Source organism: Ruegeria sp. AF8 (assembly GCF_056541825.1).
The window spans coordinates 112785-131108 of sequence record NZ_JBQFYW010000002.1 but is presented as its reverse complement, the minus strand read 5'-3'; the positions used below and the strand labels follow the sequence as shown (position 1 = coordinate 131108).

Annotated in this window: 17 protein-coding genes and 1 tRNA gene; 13 read left to right on the top strand and 5 right to left on the bottom strand. The window is 60.3% G+C overall.

Going from position 1 to position 18324, the window contains the following annotated elements:
- Nucleotides 1–22 precede the first annotated feature (22 nt).
- The 4 genes from ACR0AO_RS06060 to ACR0AO_RS06045 all read left to right on the top strand — a co-directional run bounded on the left by ACR0AO_RS06060 (nt 23) and on the right by ACR0AO_RS06045 (nt 4485).
- On the top strand, nt 23–2053 hold the full coding sequence (locus ACR0AO_RS06060) for a tripartite tricarboxylate transporter permease (RefSeq protein WP_480601190.1): 2031 nt from the start codon (nt 23–25) through the stop codon (nt 2051–2053).
- A gap of 79 nt (nt 2054–2132) precedes the next feature.
- Nucleotides 2133–3221 (top strand): 4-oxalomesaconate tautomerase, encoded by a 1089-nt coding sequence (locus ACR0AO_RS06055; protein ID WP_480601188.1) that lies wholly within the window; start codon nt 2133–2135, stop codon nt 3219–3221.
- A gap of 50 nt (nt 3222–3271) precedes the next feature.
- Entirely contained in the window at nt 3272–3508 is a 237-nt protein-coding gene (locus ACR0AO_RS06050) for a hypothetical protein (RefSeq protein WP_480601186.1), read from the top strand.
- Nucleotides 3505–4485 (top strand): D-2-hydroxyacid dehydrogenase family protein, encoded by a 981-nt coding sequence (locus ACR0AO_RS06045; protein ID WP_480601184.1) that lies wholly within the window; start codon nt 3505–3507, stop codon nt 4483–4485. Before ACR0AO_RS06050 ends, ACR0AO_RS06045 begins: the two co-directional genes overlap by 4 nt.
- On the opposite strand, the gene ACR0AO_RS06040 is transcribed toward ACR0AO_RS06045, so the two are convergent.
- Nucleotides 4454–5518 (bottom strand): AbrB family transcriptional regulator, encoded by a 1065-nt coding sequence (locus ACR0AO_RS06040; protein ID WP_480601182.1) that lies wholly within the window; start codon nt 5516–5518, stop codon nt 4454–4456. The two genes, ACR0AO_RS06045 and ACR0AO_RS06040, sit on opposite strands and share 32 nt — an antisense overlap.
- A 78-nt stretch (nt 5519–5596) precedes the next feature.
- On the opposite strand from ACR0AO_RS06040, the gene ACR0AO_RS06035 reads away from it, so the two are divergent.
- The 3 genes from ACR0AO_RS06035 to tcuB are packed head-to-tail and all read left to right on the top strand — an operon-like array spanning nt 5597 to nt 8773.
- The gene (locus ACR0AO_RS06035) at nt 5597–6277 is read left to right on the top strand and encodes a GntR family transcriptional regulator (RefSeq protein ID WP_480601180.1); all 681 of its coding nucleotides are present in this window, start codon (nt 5597–5599) and stop codon (nt 6275–6277) included.
- Between the two features lie 11 nt (nt 6278–6288).
- Nucleotides 6289–7683, top strand: coding sequence for an FAD-dependent tricarballylate dehydrogenase TcuA (gene tcuA / locus ACR0AO_RS06030; RefSeq protein ID WP_480601178.1), 1395 nt, complete (start codon nt 6289–6291; stop codon nt 7681–7683).
- On the top strand, nt 7673–8773 hold the full coding sequence (tcuB, locus tag ACR0AO_RS06025) for a tricarballylate utilization 4Fe-4S protein TcuB (protein ID WP_480601174.1): 1101 nt from the start codon (nt 7673–7675) through the stop codon (nt 8771–8773). Before tcuA ends, tcuB begins: the two co-directional genes overlap by 11 nt.
- A 399-nt stretch (nt 8774–9172) precedes the next feature.
- On the opposite strand, the gene ACR0AO_RS06020 is transcribed toward tcuB, so the two are convergent.
- Complete coding sequence (locus ACR0AO_RS06020; protein WP_480601172.1) at nt 9173–9496, bottom strand: HesB/IscA family protein; 324 nt, start codon at nt 9494–9496, stop codon at nt 9173–9175.
- A 76-nt stretch (nt 9497–9572) separates the two neighbouring features.
- Between ACR0AO_RS06020 and ACR0AO_RS06015 the strand changes: the two genes are divergently transcribed.
- The 6 genes from ACR0AO_RS06015 (at nt 9573) to scpB (ending at nt 16160) form a co-directional block, all read left to right on the top strand.
- Nucleotides 9573–10730, top strand: coding sequence for a deoxyguanosinetriphosphate triphosphohydrolase (locus ACR0AO_RS06015; RefSeq protein WP_480601170.1), 1158 nt, complete (start codon nt 9573–9575; stop codon nt 10728–10730).
- An 82-nt stretch (nt 10731–10812) separates the two neighbouring features.
- Complete coding sequence (gene argS / locus ACR0AO_RS06010; RefSeq protein ID WP_480601168.1) at nt 10813–12558, top strand: arginine--tRNA ligase; 1746 nt, start codon at nt 10813–10815, stop codon at nt 12556–12558.
- Between the two features lie 88 nt (nt 12559–12646).
- The gene (locus ACR0AO_RS06005) at nt 12647–13711 is read left to right on the top strand and encodes an SPOR domain-containing protein (RefSeq protein ID WP_480601165.1); all 1065 of its coding nucleotides are present in this window, start codon (nt 12647–12649) and stop codon (nt 13709–13711) included.
- Nucleotides 13708–14730, top strand: a complete 1023-nt coding sequence (nagZ, locus tag ACR0AO_RS06000; RefSeq protein WP_480601162.1) for a beta-N-acetylhexosaminidase — start codon at nt 13708–13710, stop codon at nt 14728–14730. The genes ACR0AO_RS06005 and nagZ overlap by 4 nt, the downstream gene beginning before the upstream one ends.
- Nucleotides 14705–15499 carry a segregation and condensation protein A gene (locus tag ACR0AO_RS05995; protein ID WP_480601159.1) on the top strand — a complete coding sequence of 265 codons (795 nt, stop codon included), beginning with the start codon at nt 14705–14707 and terminating at the stop codon, nt 15497–15499. Before nagZ ends, ACR0AO_RS05995 begins: the two co-directional genes overlap by 26 nt.
- A complete protein-coding gene (scpB, locus tag ACR0AO_RS05990) occupies nt 15492–16160 on the top strand; it encodes an SMC-Scp complex subunit ScpB (protein WP_480601157.1) in 669 nt (222 codons plus the stop codon). Before ACR0AO_RS05995 ends, scpB begins: the two co-directional genes overlap by 8 nt.
- Nucleotides 16161–16403: 243 nt before the next feature.
- Here scpB and ACR0AO_RS05985 read toward each other — a convergent pair whose 3' ends face one another.
- The 3 genes from ACR0AO_RS05985 to ACR0AO_RS05975 all read right to left on the bottom strand — a co-directional run bounded on the left by ACR0AO_RS05985 (nt 16404) and on the right by ACR0AO_RS05975 (nt 18317).
- A complete protein-coding gene (locus tag ACR0AO_RS05985) occupies nt 16404–17483 on the bottom strand; it encodes a 2'-deoxycytidine 5'-triphosphate deaminase (protein WP_480601154.1) in 1080 nt (359 codons plus the stop codon).
- A 61-nt stretch (nt 17484–17544) separates the two neighbouring features.
- Nucleotides 17545–17621: transfer RNA gene (locus ACR0AO_RS05980), tRNA-Pro, on the bottom strand.
- Nucleotides 17622–17681: 60 nt separating this feature from the next.
- Complete coding sequence (locus ACR0AO_RS05975; protein WP_480601152.1) at nt 17682–18317, bottom strand: MerR family transcriptional regulator; 636 nt, start codon at nt 18315–18317, stop codon at nt 17682–17684.
- Nucleotides 18318–18324 lie beyond the last annotated feature (7 nt).

The following is an 18324-nucleotide window of genomic DNA, read 5'->3' as shown; positions in this document are numbered from 1 at the left end:
CAATTTATGAAAGGCGGCCGCTATGGAGGTTTTCGCCACCGCTCTACCTGCGCTTGGTGATGCGTGGGGTCTGATCCTGCAGCCCATCGTTCTGGGCTATCTCGTGCTTGGCGTCGTCATGGGATTGGCTGTGGGCGTCTTTCCGGGGCTCGGCGGCATTGCCGGTCTGTCCCTGCTTCTGCCTTTCATGTTCGGAATGGACCCGATCCTGGGACTGGCCCTGATGATCGGAATGGTCGCGGTGGTGCCCACCTCGGACACTTTTGCGTCCGTCCTGATGGGCATCCCCGGCAGTTCGGCCTCGCAGGCCACGGTGCTTGATGGCTTCCCCATGGCGAAAAAGGGCGAGGCCGCGCGGGCGCTGTCGGCAGCCTTTTCCTCGTCGCTGTTCGGAGGTCTGGTGGGCGCGACCTTCCTGACCATGTTCATCCTGATCGCGCGTCCCATCGTGCTGGCCTTTGGTCTGCCCGAGATGTTGATGATCACTATTCTCGGCTTGTCGATGGTTGCCATCCTGGCCGGGCGTATCCCCCTGAAAGGCGTGGCTGCTGCCGGGCTGGGTCTGATGGTCGGCACGATTGGTGAGGCCGACGCGGGCGGCTCGCTGCGGATGGCGACCTATGACATTCCGTATCTGACCGATGGACTGAAACTGGTCATCGTGGGGTTGGGCATCTTTGCGGTACCCGAGATCGTCTCGTTGCTGCGGCAAGACAGGTCCATCGCCAAAGGGGCGTCTCTGGGTGCCGGATGGCTGGACGGTGTGAAGGACTGGGCGGCGAATATCTGGCTGTCGGTCCGATGTTCGATCATTGGCGTGATTGTAGGCGTCATTCCCGGTCTCGGTGGATCGGTTGTCGACTGGATCGCCTACGGCCATTCGGTTCAAACCACCAAGGACAAAAGCAACTTCGGCAAAGGCGAAGTGCGCGGCGTTATCGGGCCGGAAAGCTCGAACAACGCCAAGGAAGGCGGTGGGCTGGTGCCAACGCTGCTGTTCGGCATCCCGGGCTCCGGCTCGATGGCGATCTTCATCGGCGCTGTTGCGCTGCTGGGCTCGGGGGATATCGAGGTTGGTCCGAGCATGCTCAAGGACAATCTCGACATCACCTATTCCATCGTCTGGTTGTTGGCGCTGGCCAATGTCGTGGGCACCATCCTGTGCATCGCGGCTTCGGGTGGCATCGCCAAGCTGACGACAATCCGCTTCACCTATCTGGCCCCGTTCCTGTTCATGCTGATCAGCTTCGCAGCCTTCCAGTCTGGTCAGAACTTCGAAGATCTGCTGGCCCTGTTCGTGATTGGCCTGATCGGCATCTTCCTGCGCCGCTTCGACTGGTCGCGCCCGGCCTTTTTGATTGGGTTCGTGCTGTCGAACCCGGTCGAGAAATTCACCAATCAGGCATTTCAGATTGCATCGTTCCGCTTCCGCAAGAGCTTTGGTGAAGGCATGGAATATGTCTTCAGCCCGATCGTCATCATCCTGATCGTGGTTACCGTGGTGTCGGTCATTCTGGGCATTCGTCAGGCCAAGATGATCATGGCTGAGGGCGACGTTCAGGCCGGAACAAAGCGTGCGCCGTTGGTCTTTCTGCTGGTGATCATGGCCTATCTGATCGTGGCCTTGGTCAATGCCAACTTGATCCCCGACTACAACATGACCGACAAGATCATCCCGCTGGTGATCGGCAGCGTTTCCCTGTTCTGCTGTGTAATCCTGCTGATCCAGATGATGCGGCGGCCCGAGGGCGATGCGATCTTTGCCGACAAGGAAATCGCGGGTGAGGATGCCAGTGCGCCCCACGGTTTGTGGTCCACGCTGGCGTGGTTCGCAAGCCTGATCGCGGCGACATGGGTGGTGGGTTTCATCCTGGCATTGCTGGGTTTCCTGATCGCGTTCTTCCGCATTCGCGCCGGGGCCAGTTGGCAGATGACGCTGGTTCTGGCCGCCTGCGGCATCGGGTTCATGTGCCTGATGGCGGGTGCTCTGAACCGCGATTTCCCGCCGGGTCTGTTGCAGGACATGGTCAGTTTGCCATGGCCGCTGAAATGACAGGCCCGCTGTTGCAGCCCGGCCTGAGCAAAGGGTCGGGCGAAGAAATCTCCACAACGCATTGGTCGGGGGGCACCCGATGACCCAAACAGCAATCCCATATATTTTCATGCGCGGCGGCACCTCTCGGGGCCCGTATTTCCGCCGCTCGGACCTGCCCGAGGATCTGGACACACTGGCCAATGTGCTGATCGCCGCCCTCGGGGCCGGGCAATCGTTGAATATCGATGGCATCGGCGGCGGTGCAGCGGTGACCACCAAGGTCGCGATGCTATCGGTCAGTGAGGACGACTGGGCCGATATTGACTATTTCTTCGCGCAGGTTGCGGTCGAGGAAAAGTTGGTCGATTTCAAACCGACTTGTGGCAACATCCTGTCCGGCGTCGCCCCGGCTGCCATCGAAATGGGACTGTTCGAACCGCAGGGCGATGAGGCCGAAATCCGTATCCGGGCGGTAAACACCGGAGCCCGCGTAGTGGCCCGGGTTCAGACACCCGGAGGAAGGCTTACCTATGAGGGTGAAACGGGCATTGCCGGGGTGCCCGGCCAGTCTGCGCCGGTGCAGCTGAGTTTTGTGGGCGTTGTGGGATCGGCCACGGGCGCATTCCTGCCCACCGGAAACCTGCGCGACACGGTTCAGGGCATTGACCTGACCTGCATGGATGTCGCCATGCCTATGGCCATTGCCCGCGCCGCCGATTTTGGCCTGACGGGCTATGAAAGTGCCGAGGAGTTGGACGCCAACCGCGCCTTTTTTGACCGGATGGAGGTCGTTCGGATCGAAGCCGGGGTACGGATGGGGATGGGGGATGTGTCGAAATCGGTGACCCCCAAATTCGGTCTTGTCGCGTCTGCCAGAGAGGGCGGAACTCTTGCGGTGCGGTACTTCATGCCCTGGAAGACTCATCCGACCATGGCTGTAACCGGTGCGCAGTGCATGGCGTCCTGCGCCTTGACGCCCGGCACGGTCGCGGACGGTTTGCTGGATCGCCCCACGACAAGCCCGGCTGAAGTCATACTGGAACACGCCTCGGGCAAGATCAACGTGTTGGTGGATTTCACCACCGACCAAGGATTCACAGTGAATGCTGCGGGCCTTGTGCGGACTGCGCGTAAACTGGCGGACGGGCATGTATATGTGCCGCAATCGGTGTGGCGGGGGAGTTGATCGGGCAACTTGGAAATAGTATACTATGGTATACATTAAAGGAGGTCTCGATGGACAATTATTCGGAATGCCTCGATATCGCGCGTCAGGAGCTCAAGTTGGCACAGGCAGCCTTGCGGCGGGATATGGCCGAGTACCCAACGCCAATTGCGGGGTGCGACGAGCAATTCAACCATCTGCTGGACCAAAGCGAACGCGTCCGAAATGCGCTGGCGGCCCTCGACGCGCAGCATTTTGTGCCGACGCCAAGAAAACTGACCACTGGGCAGAGTATTGAAAGCCGATGAAAATACACATTCTGGATGATTGGTTCGACACGCTGAGTGGCTTACCATGTTTTGAGAAGCTCTCCGGTCATGAGGTGACGGTGTGGACGGATCATGTCGAGGATACAGATATCTTGGCCGAGCGTTTGCGCGAGGCCCAGGCGCTGGTGCTGTTCCGCGAGCGCACCAAAGTCACCCGCGCCTTGCTGGAAAAGCTGCCCAACTTGCGACTGATCAGTCAGCGCAGCGTCTATCCGCATGTCGATGTTCCAGCCTGCACAGATCAGGGTGTTTTGCTGTGTTCGAACATGCATGGCGGCATGCCGTCTTATGCCGCAGCGGAACTCACATGGGCACTGATCATGGCCGGGATGCGGGATTTGCCCGCGCAGATGGCCTCGGTCAAGGCAGGGCACTGGCAAGCCGGAGTGGGCAAGACCCTACGTGGTCGTCAGCTCGGGCTCTATGGCTACGGTCGTATAGCCCGAGCGGTTGCAGGTTACGCCGAGGCGTTCGGGATGAATGTAGTCTGGTGGTCGTCCGATAAAGGCCGGTCACGTGCACAGGCGGATGGCGCTAGAATCGCGCCGAGCCGAGAGGCGTTTTTTGTCGACAGTGATGTTGTCTCGGTCCATGTGCGCCTGAAACCGGACACGCGTGGGATCATCACCGCTTCGGATTTCGCGCAGATGCAGCCGGGGGCGCTGTTCGTGAACACCTCGCGGGCCGGGCTGATTGCTCCGGGCACGTTGCTTGAGGCGCTCAACACCGGTCGACCCGGCAAAGCAGCGATTGACGTCTTCGATGCCGAGCCGCTGACCGACCCAAACGATCCGTTGCTGGCGCATCCCAACCTGATTGCGACGCCGCATATCGGTTTCGTGACCGAGGATGAGTTCGACCTGCAATTTGCCGACATCTTCGATCAGGTGAATGCTTATGCCCAAGGTGCTCCGATCCACATGATCAACCCCGAGGTTTGGACCACCGAAGAATAAGATTGGCTGCGATAGGCGCACCGATGATCACCAGCACAATCCTTGTCAGATGGTGAGTGATTACAAAGCCCAGATCCGCGCCTGAAACGATAGCCAGAACCGTCATCTCAGCCTGCCCGCCGGGGGCGAAGGCCAGAAACGCTTCGACCGGTTGACCAAGACCCAGCGAGGTGACGACAACGGTAAAAGCCGCCGCCAGCACAGCCAGAACAACCACATAGGCGCAGCCCGCCGCCACGACCTTGCGCAACTCCACCCAGGTGACACCGACAAACTTCACACCGATCCCGCAGCCGATGAAGAATTGCGCGGCCAGGATTGCCTCGCGCGGGGGGCGGGTATGGATGAAGTCCCCGAGGGACAAAGCTGCCGTCAGGATCATCGGTCCCAAAATGGATGCGCCAAACAGGCCAATGCGCTCGCCGCCTTTCCAGCCGATTAGGGCCGCCAGCACCATCAAGGCCAACTCGCGTACCGGCAGGTCGCGCGCAGGTTCTCCTATTGGGTTGGTCAGTTCGGCGTCATAGAACACTGTCAGGAAAAGGGGGGCCAGCGTCACGATGATCAGCACGCGCGTGCCGTGGATCAGGGACAGGGTGCGCGGGTTCGCTCCGGCTTCGGTCCCAAAGATGATCATGTCCTGCAATCCGCCGGGCATGGCCGCGTAGAAGGCGGTTGTGGTGTCAAAGCCCCAGACCTTGCGGAAGAACGGCACGCCGACCAGCGCGATCAGCAGGATAAAGAACGGCACCAGCGCAATCGACGCGGCCATTTTCGGCAATTCGGCAAACAGGGCAGGGGTAATCGAAGCTCCTACCGCGACACCCAAAATGGTGCGCGCCGCCACCGAGACCTGCCCGAAGCCCTCCATCGGCGCGTGCGCCAGGGCGGCAATCAGACAGGCGCTCATGGGGCCGAACAAAAAGGGCAAGGGCAAATTCAGAGCCCAAAATGCGCCGGTACCCAGCAATGCAAGCGCAAAGGTCACGGCCCGTTTTTTCACAGCAGTGGGTGCGTTGATCTGGGTGGGCAAAGTGTTGATTCCGGTGCGGTTGACTCATTGTGTATCCAGATGTATACAACTGGACGCAATAACACAAGTGAGCGTTTGATGACCCTTCAGGACGACCCGTTACAGCCCGGCCCACAAGGAAATTCCACTTATCAGCGTCTGCTGGATGAGATTCGTGATGGTAGCCTGCTGCCCGGCGAACGCCTGCGCGAGATTGAGTTGTCCGAGAGACTGGGTGTCAGCCGCACGCCTGTGCGTGAAGCGATCCGACAGCTGGAAGCGGACGGGTTGGTCACGCACATCCCCCGGCAAGGTGCAACGGTGCGCAGCCTGGATTACGCCGAGGTGATGGAACTCTATGAGATGCGCGCTGTGCTTGAGGGCACCGCAGCCCGTCTTGCAGCGCGAGCGGCATCGGATGTCGAGTTGGACGAATTGGACGTGTTGAACGATCGGCTGGCTGAGGCGGGCACCGGCCCGGAGGCCACGCGGATCAATCGGATTTTCCATGCCACCCTTCTGGATGCAGCCAAGAATCGGTTTCTGGCAAAATCCATGCTGTCTCTGCAAAAGGCATTGTTGATCCTGGGCCCGTCGCAATTGCTGGATGGGGACCGGGCCGAGGCGGCGGTGGCCGAACACCGCTGCATCATGGCCGCCCTGAAAGCCCGTGATGGCGCGGGGGCTGAGACTGAGATGCGCGCTCACATCCACGCGGCACAACGCATGCGCATTCGCGCTTTGCAGGAACGCGACCGTACAACCGACCAAACTCAATAGGCAGAAACGACATGGCCGCCCAACCGGAAACCTATGATATCGCGGTGATTGGCGGAGGGAACGCTGCCCTCTGCGCTGCGATGACCGCCGCCGAAGCGGGCGCGCGCGTTCTCATCCTTGAAACGGCGCCGAAACCCTATCGCGGGGGCAACTCGCGCCACACCCGCAACTTTCGCTGTATGCATTCTGGCCCGTTGGGTCCGCTGGTCGAAGAATACAGCGAAGACGAATACCTGTCAGACTTGCTCATGGTCACCGGAGGCAAAACCGATAAGGATTTGGCGCGGCTTGCAATCAGAACGTCTGAAGAATGTCTGCCCTGGATGGAGGAGCACGGGGTCCGGTTTCAGCCCTCTCTGTCGGGGACATTGTCACTGGCGCGAACAAATGCGTTCTTCATGGGCGGCGGTAAATCGCTGGTGAACGCCTATTACAGGACGGCCGTCGGACTGGGCATCGAGGTCCTTTACGAAGCCGCCGTCACACATCTGGAACTGAACGGGGACCGGATCGAATGGGTAGACTATACTTTTGAAGGTCAATCCCATCGCATCACGCCCAAAGCGGTCATCGTCGCTTCGGGCGGGTTTCAGGCTGACACGGATTGGCTGACCCGCGCGTGGGGACCTGCGGCACGCAATTTTCTGATCCGGGGCACGCCCTATAATCGGGGTGTCGTGCTGGCTGATCTTCTGGATCAAGGCGTTGAGAGCGTTGGTGATCCGACCCAATGCCACGCTGTTGCAATCGACGGGCGTGCGCCGAAATTCGACGGCGGCATCGTCACCCGTCTGGATTGCGTTCCATTCTCAATTGTCGTCAACAAAAACGCCGAGCGGTTCTATGACGAGGGCGAGGACGTCTGGCCCAAGCGTTACGCGATCTGGGGGCGCCTGGTGGCAGCCCAGCCGGATCAGGTGGGTTATGTGATCATTGATGCCAAGTCGTTAAACCTGTTCATGCCGTCAGTCTTCCCGCCGATAAAGGCGGACACTTTGGAGGATCTGTCCAATAAAATGGGCCTGCCCGCCGACAAGCTGACCACGACCGTCGCGGAATTCAACGGCGCCTGTGGGGATACAAGCGGCTTTCATCCAACCGAGTTGGACGGCGTTTCCACTTCGGGCCTGACCCCACCCAAGACCAATTGGGCACGTCCGATCACTGAGCCTCCTTTCTACGGCTACTCGCTGCGCACAGGTGTGACCTTCACTTATCTGGGGCTGAAGGTGGATGAGAACGCGCAGTGTTCGACGCCACACGCCAAGATCCAGAACCTCTGGGCGGCTGGCGAAACCATGGCCGGGTCGGTTCTGGGGCAGGGATATCTGGCCGGGTTCGGCATGACCATCGGAACCGTCTTTGGACGCATCGCAGGACGTGAGGCCGCCGCATATGCAAACTGATCTGATCCAGGAAGCCCGCCGTCAGGCCGAGATCTGCAATGCCTGCCGGTATTGCGAAGGCTATTGCTCGGTCTTTCCGTCGCTTCACGCCGAACGCGCATTCTCGGACGGCGATATCATGCAATTGGCCAACCTCTGCCACAACTGCCGGGGTTGCTACTACGCCTGTCAATACACGGAACCGCACGAGTTTGATCTGAACCTGCCCAAAGCGCTGGCAGAGGTGCGGCGGGACAGTTGGGAAAGCTTCGCCTGGCCGCAACCCGTGGCGCGCCGCTTCCATACCCATGGTGGGGCGATCGCTCTGGCTCTGGTCGTTGGCTTCGCGCTTTTGTTTTGGGCCATTCGCGTGATCGGCTCGGCTGGGGGTGAAGGCTTCTACGCTGTCCTCTCTCACAATGCGATGGTGGCGATCTTTGCTCCGGCTTTCCTTCTACCACTGTTTAGCATTGGGATCAGCCTTCGGCGCTATTGGTACGCGGTCGGAGGCAAACCGATCCAACCCGGCGACTTGAAAGCTGCGCTAAGCCGAGCAGCCAAGATGCAGGATCTGGCCGCCGGGCACGGCGAGGGATGCAACTTTGAGGACGAAGACCGTTTCAGCCAGGCGCGCCGTCACGTTCATCACGCCATCATGTATGGTTTCCTGCTGTGTTTCTTGTCCACATGCATCGCGACTCTAATGCATTACGGGTTCGACCTGCACGCACCTTACGGGTTCTGGTCATCGCCAAAGCTGTTTGGCGTGACAGGGGGCGTTTTGCTCACCGTTGGTTGCTGCGCGATGGTCCTGCTGAAACAGAAATCAGACCGCAACCTCGGCGACGTTTCAGCTTGGGGCGGAGACATTGGATTCATCCTGCTGCTTGGGTTTGTGGGGTTAAGCGGGCTTGTTCTCTACGCTTTTGGTTCATCGACACTGATGCCTGCGCTGCTTGCCGTCCATCTGGGATCGGTCCTGGCGTTCTTCCTCCTTACGCCCTACACAAAAATGGCTCACGGTTTCTATCGGCTTGCTGCCCTTGTCAGGGATGCGCAACGAAAAAGAGATGTGTCGGTGGTCCGCCAACAGCCCGCCGCGCCTGCGTGAGGCGAAAGAAAATGCAATGGAATCGCATTTGATATCGAAGGACGCTGCGTTGCGGCAATGCGGGTGACGGTGAACTTCTGGACTGGACCGTTCCACACGCGTGCGGTGGCAGCCAAACGCGCTTCACGCTCGTTCGGTCTTTCCGCATCGTCTGGGACTCAGGGCTCTTTCACCACCTTCGCCGCTGCTTCGGCGAATTGCGGTTTTGCGTATTGGGTCAATAGTGCTTGACGTTTGAGACAGAATTGACTGACGCGACTTACTCATTTCCTATGGTTTTGGTTGCGAAAAGAGTCAAAGGTTCGTGACGTTCCACATGACATGATCGTCGGAGAGCGGATCCCTGCTTCATCTGGCCAAAATATCCCGGGGGTGTGGGGGCAACGCCCCCACACGGCCTTACATCGAAAAAGAGGTGCCGCAGCCACAGGATGAGGCGGCGTTCGGATTGTCGATCACGAACCGCGCACCGATCAGTTCTTCGCTGAAATCGATGGTCGCATTTTCCAGAAACGGGAGCGAAATGGCATCGACCACCACCTTTTCTCCGTTCCCTTCCAGAACCAGGTCGTCGTCCTTTGGTTCATCCAGCGCGATTTCGTACTGAAATCCGGAACATCCACCACCTTCGACGGCCACACGCAGGGCCTGACCCTGGTCCGACGCGCCGATTTCGGCCAGCCGGGCAAAGGCGCGTTCCGTGACTCTTGGGGGCAGGTTCATGCCGGTCTCCGATGGTTTTCTTCCTGGGCGACGTACAATATAGAAAGTTAAAGGACAGGCGACAAGGACAAGACCTTTGGACAGAGCGGTTTTTGCCTCGGATCCCGGGCGCACGCGAGGGCGGCGAGTGACCGAGGAGGAAAGCAGTTTCCGGTCATGCTTTCAGCGCGACCGCGACCGGATCATCCATGCCAGTGCCTTTCGACGGTTAAAGCACAAGACACAGGTTTTTGTTGAGCACGAAGGTGACAGCTACCGCACCCGGCTGACCCATTCCATCGAAGTGGCGCAGGTGGCGCGGACGATTGCCGGGGCACTGGGATTGAACCCCGAACTGACCGAAGCTGTCGCATTGGCACATGATCTGGGCCATACGCCTTTCGGCCATACCGGCGAGGATGCGCTGCACGCGCTGATGAAGCCCTATGGCGGCTTCGACCACAATGCACAGGCGATCCGGATCGTGACCCGGCTGGAACGGCATTATGCCGGGTTCGACGGATTGAACCTGACCTGGGAAACTCTTGAAGCGATTGCCAAACACAATGGACCGGTAGTGGGTGAATTGCCCTGGGCTCTGGCTGAATGCAATGCCGCTTTCGATCTGGAACTGGACACCCATGCCAGCGCCGAGGCGCAGGTTGCGGCCTTGTCGGACGATATTGCCTATAACAACCACGACCTTCACGACGGTTTGCGGGCGGGGCTGTTTTCCGATGAGGAAATCGCGGGGTTGCCGATTGTGCGTGATTGCTATGCCGAGGTGGACCGGGCTTATCCGGGGCTTGACGCCTATCGCCGCCGGCACGAAGCGCTGCGGCGCGTCTTTGGTGTCATGGTCTCCGACGTAATCGAAACATCGGGCGAACTGTTGGCGCGCTCGGATGCGGGAAGGGTCGAGGATATCCGCGAACTGGGTTATCCGGTTATCCGGTTCTCGCCGGATCTCTGGACCAGTCTGAAACAAATCCGCGCCTTTTTGTTCAACCGCATGTATCGTGCTCCGTCCGTTATGGAGGTCCGCGCCCAGGTTGGCCGGGTCGTCGAGGAATTGTTCCCGATCTACCTAAGCGATCCCCGGCAGATGCCGCGCCATTGGCACACGGATATCGAAGCGGCTCAGGATGAAACCGCACTGGCCCGTCTGGTCTCTGACTATATCGCCGGCATGACCGATCGGTTCGCGCTGCAGGACCACGCACGGCTGACCGGGTCAGATCTGAAACGGCTCTGATCGCCATGCGGTGAAGCTAAGCGTTCCATTGACCTTGCCGCGTTGCGTGGTAAACCGCCGGGCAAGTAAAAGGACATCCGAAATGAACCTGTTTTCCGAGATCCGCGACCTGGTACTGGACACGCTGGCGCAGATGCAGTCCCAAGGCGCGCTGCCCGAGGGGCTGAGCTTTGACAACGTGGCGGTCGAGCCGCCGCGCGATGCCGCCCATGGGGACATGGCGACAAATGCGGCGATGGTGCTGGCGAAACCGGCAAAGATGAAGCCGCGCGAAATTGCCGACGCGCTGGCCGAAAAGTTGGTCGCCGATGACCGGATCACCAGCGCTGAAGTTGCGGGGCCGGGCTTTCTGAACCTGCGGCTGGCACCGTCGGTCTGGCAGGGTGTTCTGGCAGCGGTGCTGGATCTGGGCACCGATTATGGCCGCTCGACCATGGGACAGGGGCGCAAGGTCAATGTGGAGTATGTCTCGGCCAACCCGACCGGCCCGCTGCATGTAGGCCATACACGGGGCGCGGTGTTCGGTGATGCGCTGGCCAGCCTGCTGGCCTATTCGGGCCATGACGTGACCCGTGAATATTACATCAACGACGGTGGCGCGCAGGTGGATGTGTTGGCGCGCTCGGCCTATGAACGTTATCGCGAGGCCAATGGGCTGAACCCCGAGATTGCCGAGGGTCTCTATCCTGGCGACTACCTGATCCCGATTGGCGAGGCGTTGAAGAACAAGTATGGCGACAGCCTGATCGACAGGCCCGAAAGCGAATGGCTGGAGGATCTTCGCAACTTCGCCACCAATGCAATGATGGATCTGATCCGCGCCGACCTGAAGGAACTGGGCGTCGAGATGGATGTGTTCTTTTCGGAAAAATCGCTTTATGGCACTGGCCGGATCGAGGCGGCGTTGCAATCGCTGACGGATAAGGGTTTGATCTATGAGGGCGTGCTGGAGCCGCCCAAGGGCAAAAAGCCCGAGGATTGGGAACCGCGCGAACAGACCCTGTTCAAATCTACCGAGCATGGCGATGACGTCGACCGCCCGGTCAAGAAATCGGATGGCAGCTGGACCTATTTCGCCCCGGATATCGCCTATCACTACGATAAGGTGACCCGTGGATTTGACGCGCTGATCGACGTTTTCGGGGCCGATCATGGCGGCTATGTCAAGCGGATGAAAGCTGCCGTTTCGGCGCTGTCCGACGGCAAGGTGTCGCTGGATATCAAGCTGACCCAACTGGTGAAGCTGTGGAAGAATGGCGAGCCGTTCAAGATGTCCAAGCGGGCTGGGAATTTCGTTACCTTGCGCGATGTGGTCGATCAGGTCGGTCCGGACGTGACCCGTTTCGTCATGCTGACCCGCAAGAACGACGCCCCCCTGGATTTCGATTTCGACAGGGTGCTGGAGCAGAGCCGCGAGAACCCGGTGTTCTACGTGCAATATGCCCACGCCCGGGTTATGAGCGTGCTGCGCCGCGCCGCCGAAGCCGGAATACCGGCCGATGAGGCGACGCTGTCCGCCGCCGATCTGGGCAAGATCGACCATGAGGCCGAGTTGGCTGTCGCCAAAAAGATCGCCGAGTGGCCCCGTTTGATCGAGATCGCCGCGCGAACGAATGAACCGCATCGGGTCGCGTTCTATCTCTATGAACTCGCTGGAGATTTTCATGCGCTGTGGAACAAAGGCAACGATGTGACCTCGTTGCGCTTCCTTCAGGATGGCGATGCGGCCACAAGCCAGTCGAAAATGGCTCTGGCCCGCGCCGTGGCGGTTGTGATTTCGGCTGGCTTGGGTATTCTTGGGGTCAAGCCGGCGCAGGAGATGCGGTAAGCAATATCGCCCGAACCGCCGGTCCGAGGATCAAGGCAAGAAATGACCCGCGCGTCCGGATTGGACGCATAGGGGCGGTGAGGCTGATATGACGAGTTACTACCAGTCGGGGCAATCAGGCTCCGGGCACGAGTACTATACGGATCAGGTGGATATTCCGGCGGACGAGGAATTCCAGGATGAACTGGCGGCTTCGGAGGCGTATGCGCCGTCCGGCGGTCTTGGCCGGATGGTGAATTTTTTTGGCGCGGTTGCCTCACTGGCGCTGGTCGCCGGTATCGGCGTCTGGGGCTACAAGCTGGTGATGCGCGATGTGAGTGGCGTTCCGGTCGTGCGTGCTGCTGAAGGGCCGATGCGGATCCAGCCAGAAAGCCCCGGTGGCACTCCGGCGGATCATCAGGGGCTGGCCGTCAACACGGTTGCGGCGCAGGGAACGGCAGCGCCACCCGCTGATCGCCTGATCCTGGCGCCGCGCTCGGTTTCGCTGACGGACGAAGACGCGCCGATGGGTGCACTGAAACCCACGCCTGCCGTGCTGGTCGTCGAAGAAGATATCTCCGATCAGGAAGCCGCGAATCTGCGGCAGAACAGCGTGGACGCTCTGGTTGCGGAACTTTCCGCGGAAGATACCAAAGCGGCGGAACCGGCAGAGGAAGTCAGTGAGTTCGTCGCGCTTGAATTGCCCGAGGAAGAACCGGCCATCGATCCGGCCGATCTGATCGCAAATCATCCTCAAAATGAGTTGCTTGAAGTTCCGGGTGTACGCAAATCGCTTCGTCCGGTGCGGCGGCCCGCCCGGGCCACCGCCAGCGGCGCTGAATTGAAGGGCAGCACACAGGCAGCCATCGACGCGGCGGTCAAAGCCGCCTCCGGTTTGGATGTTGATCCCGACACCTTGGCTGTGGGCACGCGTCTGGCACAGCTTGGCGCCTATGAAAGTGCTGAGGTCGCGCAGGTCGAATGGGATCGACTGTTTGGCCGCTTTGGAGATTATATGGATGGAAAGCAAAGGGTTATCCAGAAAACCTCAAGCGGCGGCCGGACTTTCTATCGCCTGCGTGCAATGGGTTTCGATGACCTGAGCGAGTCGCGCCAGTTCTGCGCGGCGCTAGTTGCGCAGGGTGCCGACTGTATTCCGGTGTCCGCCCGGTGAGGTTTGGCTCGACGATCACCGATGCCGAAGGGCTACGCCTGACGGCAGAGGAAAAGAAACTGTTCCGCAAAATGAACCCGTTCGGGTTCATTCTGTTTGCCCGCAATATCGATACCGCCGATCAGGTCCGCGCCCTTTGCGCCGACTTCCGCGAGGCAGTAGGGCGCGATTGCCCGATCACCATAGATCAGGAGGGCGGGCGCGTGCAGCGCCTGCGGCCGCCACTGGCGCGCGAGTGGCACCCACCGTTGCGCCATGCGGAACTGTCAGGCAACGGGGCCGAACGCGCCATGTATCTGCGTTACCGCCTGATCGCGCACGAGTTGCGGGGCCTGGGTATCGACAGCAACTGCGCACCGATGGTCGACGTGGCGCAGTCCGGGACCCATCCTTTTTTGCTGAACCGCTGCTATGGCCACGATGCCGGAACCGTGTCGCGGCTGGGCCGCGCGGTGGCGCGGGCGCATCTGGACGGCGGGGTGCTGCCGGTCGTCAAGCATATCCCCGGGCATGGGCGCGCGACGCTGGACAGCCATTTCGATCTGCCGCATGTGGACCTGCCACTGGAGGCGTTGGAACAGACCGATTTCGCCCCGTTCCGCGCGCTCAACGATCTGCCGATGGGAATGACCGCGCATCTGGTCTATGACCGTGTCGACACCGAACCGGCAACCATCTCGCCCCGCATGATGACTGTCATTCGCGAGCAGATCGGTTTTGACGGGCTGATCATGACCGACGATATCTCGATGAAGGCGCTCAGCGGCTCGCTGGGCGATCTGTCCCGGCGTGCCATAGCCGCAGGATGTGACGTCATTTTGCATTGCAACGGCTCGTTTGCGGATCGGGCGGCGGTCATGGAGGCCGCTGGCGAGATGACAGATGCTGCGCAAAATCGTGCCGAACGGGCGCTTGCTTTGCGTCAGGCGCCTCGGGAACTTGACATTGACGCCGCCGAGGCGGAACTATCCGGCCTCATGGGCGGGCAGGTGTATGTCGGACAACCTTTTCAGCGATAACACGATCTCGGTCGCGGATCGTCTGGCGGCAGAAGCTTTGATCGTTGACGTCGACGGCTTCGAGGGCCCGCTTGACGTGCTGTTGAGCTTGTCGCGCACGCAAAAGGTCGATTTGCGCAAGATTTCGGTTCTGGCGCTGGCGCAACAATATCTGGCCTTTGTGGAACGTGCCCGTGCCCTGCGGATCGAATTGGCCGCCGACTATCTGGTGATGGCGGCCTGGCTTGCCTTTCTGAAATCCCGGCTGCTGTTGCCTCCTGATCCGAACGAAGAGGGTCCTTCGGGCGAAGAACTTGCCGCCCATCTGGCGTTCCAGCTTGAACGGTTGCAGGCGATGCGCGATGTGGCTGCGCGGCTGATGGGGCGTGACCAGTTGGGGCGGGACTTTTTCAGGCGAGGGCAGGGCGAGGATGTCACCCGTATCCGCACCGTGACCTATTCCGCAACCCTGTTGGATTTGATGCAGGGCTATGCCCGCATCCGCACCCGCGACGAATTCCGCCCCTTTGTCATGGATCGTGACGCGGTGTTCACGATGGAACAGGCGCTGGAACGCATGCGCCCGCTGATCGGCTTTGCCGGGACATGGACGGATATGGCCAGCTATTTGCCCGACGGCTGGGGCGCCGATCCGATGCGCCGCCGATCGGCCACGGCGGCGACCTTTGCTGCGTCCCTGGAACTGGTTAAGGAAGGGCACATGGAAATCCGCCAGAGCGAAACCTTCGCCCCAATCCAACTGCGCAAAAGGACAGAGCGACGTGACTGACGTGACGACCCAAGACGATAGTTCGGGCAATCTGTTCGACGCCCCCCCGCTGGCCGAGCAGGAGCGCATGGTCGAGGCGGTGCTGTTTGCCAGCGCCGAACCCGTGAGAATTGCCGATCTCGAAGCCCGAATGCCGCATGGCAGCAACGCCGCGCAGGCGTTGGAATTGTTGCAAAAGCGCTATGACGGGCGCGGCGTGCGCGTGGTGCAGGTGGGCGAGGCCTGGGCCATCCGAACGGCCCCCGATCTTGGCTTTTTGATGCAGAAAGAAACGGTCGAGACCCGCAAGCTCAGCCGGGCGGCGATAGAAATGCTTGCCATCATCGCCTATCACCAGCCCTGTACCCGCGCCGAGATAGAAGAGATTCGTGGCGTTTCCGTCTCGCGCGGGACCATTGATCAGTTACTGGAAATGGAATGGATCAGGCTGGGACGCCGACGCATGACGCCGGGCCGACCCGTGACCTTTGTGGTGACGCCTCAATTTCTGGACCATTTCGGTTTGGAAAGCGCCCGTGACCTGCCGGGGCTGAAAGAACTGCGCGCGGCGGGGCTTTTGGAGAATCGCCCGCCGCCGGGTGCGATGCCCATCGGCGAGCGGCGAGAAGAAGATGAAGGCGAGGGCGAGGGCGGTCAGCCCGAGCTTTTCGAAGAGGAGTGACATGAACCCCAACAGGATTGTTGAGCGGATTGTGAGAGGGGCCATTCGGCAGGTGCTTCGCCGCGGTGTCGACAGGGGGATTGATCTTGCTGCGAGCCGGGCTCCGGAAAACGGGGCCGACCGAGTGCAAAAGGCACAACCGCAGCCCGGTTTGTCGAAGGGTCAGAGGCAAAAACTCCGCCAGGCCGAGCGGGCTGTTCGGCAGATACGAAGGTTCATGCGGTTCTAGTTCACTGCAACAGGTTACGAGGTTGTTTTGAAGTGCTTTGACAGTTTCAGACCCTGGCCCTGATAATTAGACGCGATACCCGCTCCATAAAGCTGTGTCGGCATTTCCGCCATCTGTTCGTAAACCAGACGCCCAACCACCTGTCCGTGTTCCAGTACAAAAGGGGCCTCGTGGCAACGCACCTCCAGCACCCCGCGCGATCCGGCGCCGCCAGCTGCGGCGTGGCCGAAACCAGGATCAAAGAACCCGGCATAATGCACCCGGAACTCTCCGACCATGGCTAGGTAGGGGGCCATTTCGGCAGCATATACCGGCGGGATGTGCACCGCCTCGCGGCTGACAAGGATATAGAACGCGCCGGGGTCCAGAATGATCCGCCCATCTCTGGTGCGTACTTCTTCCCAGTATTCCAGTGGATCATAGACACCGATCCGGTCCAGATCGATCACACCGGTATGCGGTTTGGCGCGATAACCCACCAGATCGGTGTCGGGCAGGCGCAGATCGACCGAAAAGCCAAGCCCGTCCTGAATCACCGCCGGTCCATCGACCAGCGGCGTGTTGGCATGCGCCGCCCTCAGATCGGCATCCGACAGGATTGCCTGACCCTGGCGGAACCGGATCTGGTTGAGCCGCATGCCCGGACGCACCAGCACGGAAAACGACCGGGGGCAAATCTCGGCATAGAGCGGCCCGACATAGCCTGACGCGATCCGGTCAAACTCGGTGCCGCTGTCGGTGATGGTTCGGGTCAGCAGATCAAGCCGCCCGGTCGAGCTTTTGGCGTTGGCGACCGCATTCATGCCCGGTGGCAGGGCAAGAGATTCCATTAGCGGCACCAGATAGACGCAGCCCTTTTCCAGAACGGCTCCTTCGCTGATGTCGATGCGGTGCATCTCGAATTCGTCAAGGCGGTTCTGAACCGAGTTGCCTTCGCCAGCCAGGAACGAAGCACGGACACGGTAAGCGACTGTCCCCAAACGCAAATCCAGGCTTGCTGGCTGCACCTGCGCGGGCAGGACCGGGTTGGTTGCGACGATCTGGCCGCATTCGATCATCTGCTCTATGTGCTGGTTCGGGCATACGCCTGTCATGCCGATCCCCCTGTGGGCCAGCGGTTCTGGCCTGCGGTTGGTTTGGTACGTCGGTGTGATTTGGTCGGGCTAGCAGGACTCGAACCTGCGACCTTCCGTCCCCCAGACGGACGCGCTACCAGGCTGCGCCATAGCCCGACGTTGGGCTGTTCATAACGGTTTTCCCGGCAGGGGCAAGAGGAAAACATTGCCTTTTTCTTATCCCGCCATCTGATTTTCGACCCTGTCGAGCCAATCCCTCAAATCGCGCGCGATCGGGGCCATCATCCCGAGCTTCGCCTCGTCGAACTGGTCACATGACCATACCATCGCCAATACGCCAAGCCCGAGACCGCCGCCTCGGATATCTTCCTGGCTAGTGCCGCAGGGCTCGTGTGCTGGGGCGGAAGGCTGCAATTCAACCGGATCGGTTGCTGGAGCACTGGTTTGCGAGGCCGTCTGCGGCGCAGACGGTTCGCCCAGATCCATATCCATTTGCGTGGCGGTCGGGCGAATGTCCGTATATTCCATGAATGGGACGACGTTGCCTTTGGGTTCGGGCTGTTGCGCAGCCTGCTCGTCCAGGCCTTGAGACAGGCGCGCGACATGGGCGGCGCCCTCTTCGCGCAATATGCGCTGGACCCCTTTTATGGTCATCCCGTCATCGTGCAAAAGCTTTTTGATTCCACCCAGCAACCGCATGTCATTAGGGCGGTAGTATCGCCGCCCACCGGCGCGTTTGACCGGTTTGACCTGCGAAAAGCGGCTTTCCCAAAAGCGCAGGACATGGGCCTGCACTCCCAACCAATCCGCAACCTCACTGATCGTGCGAAATGCGTCGGGAGATTTGCTCATATCCTAT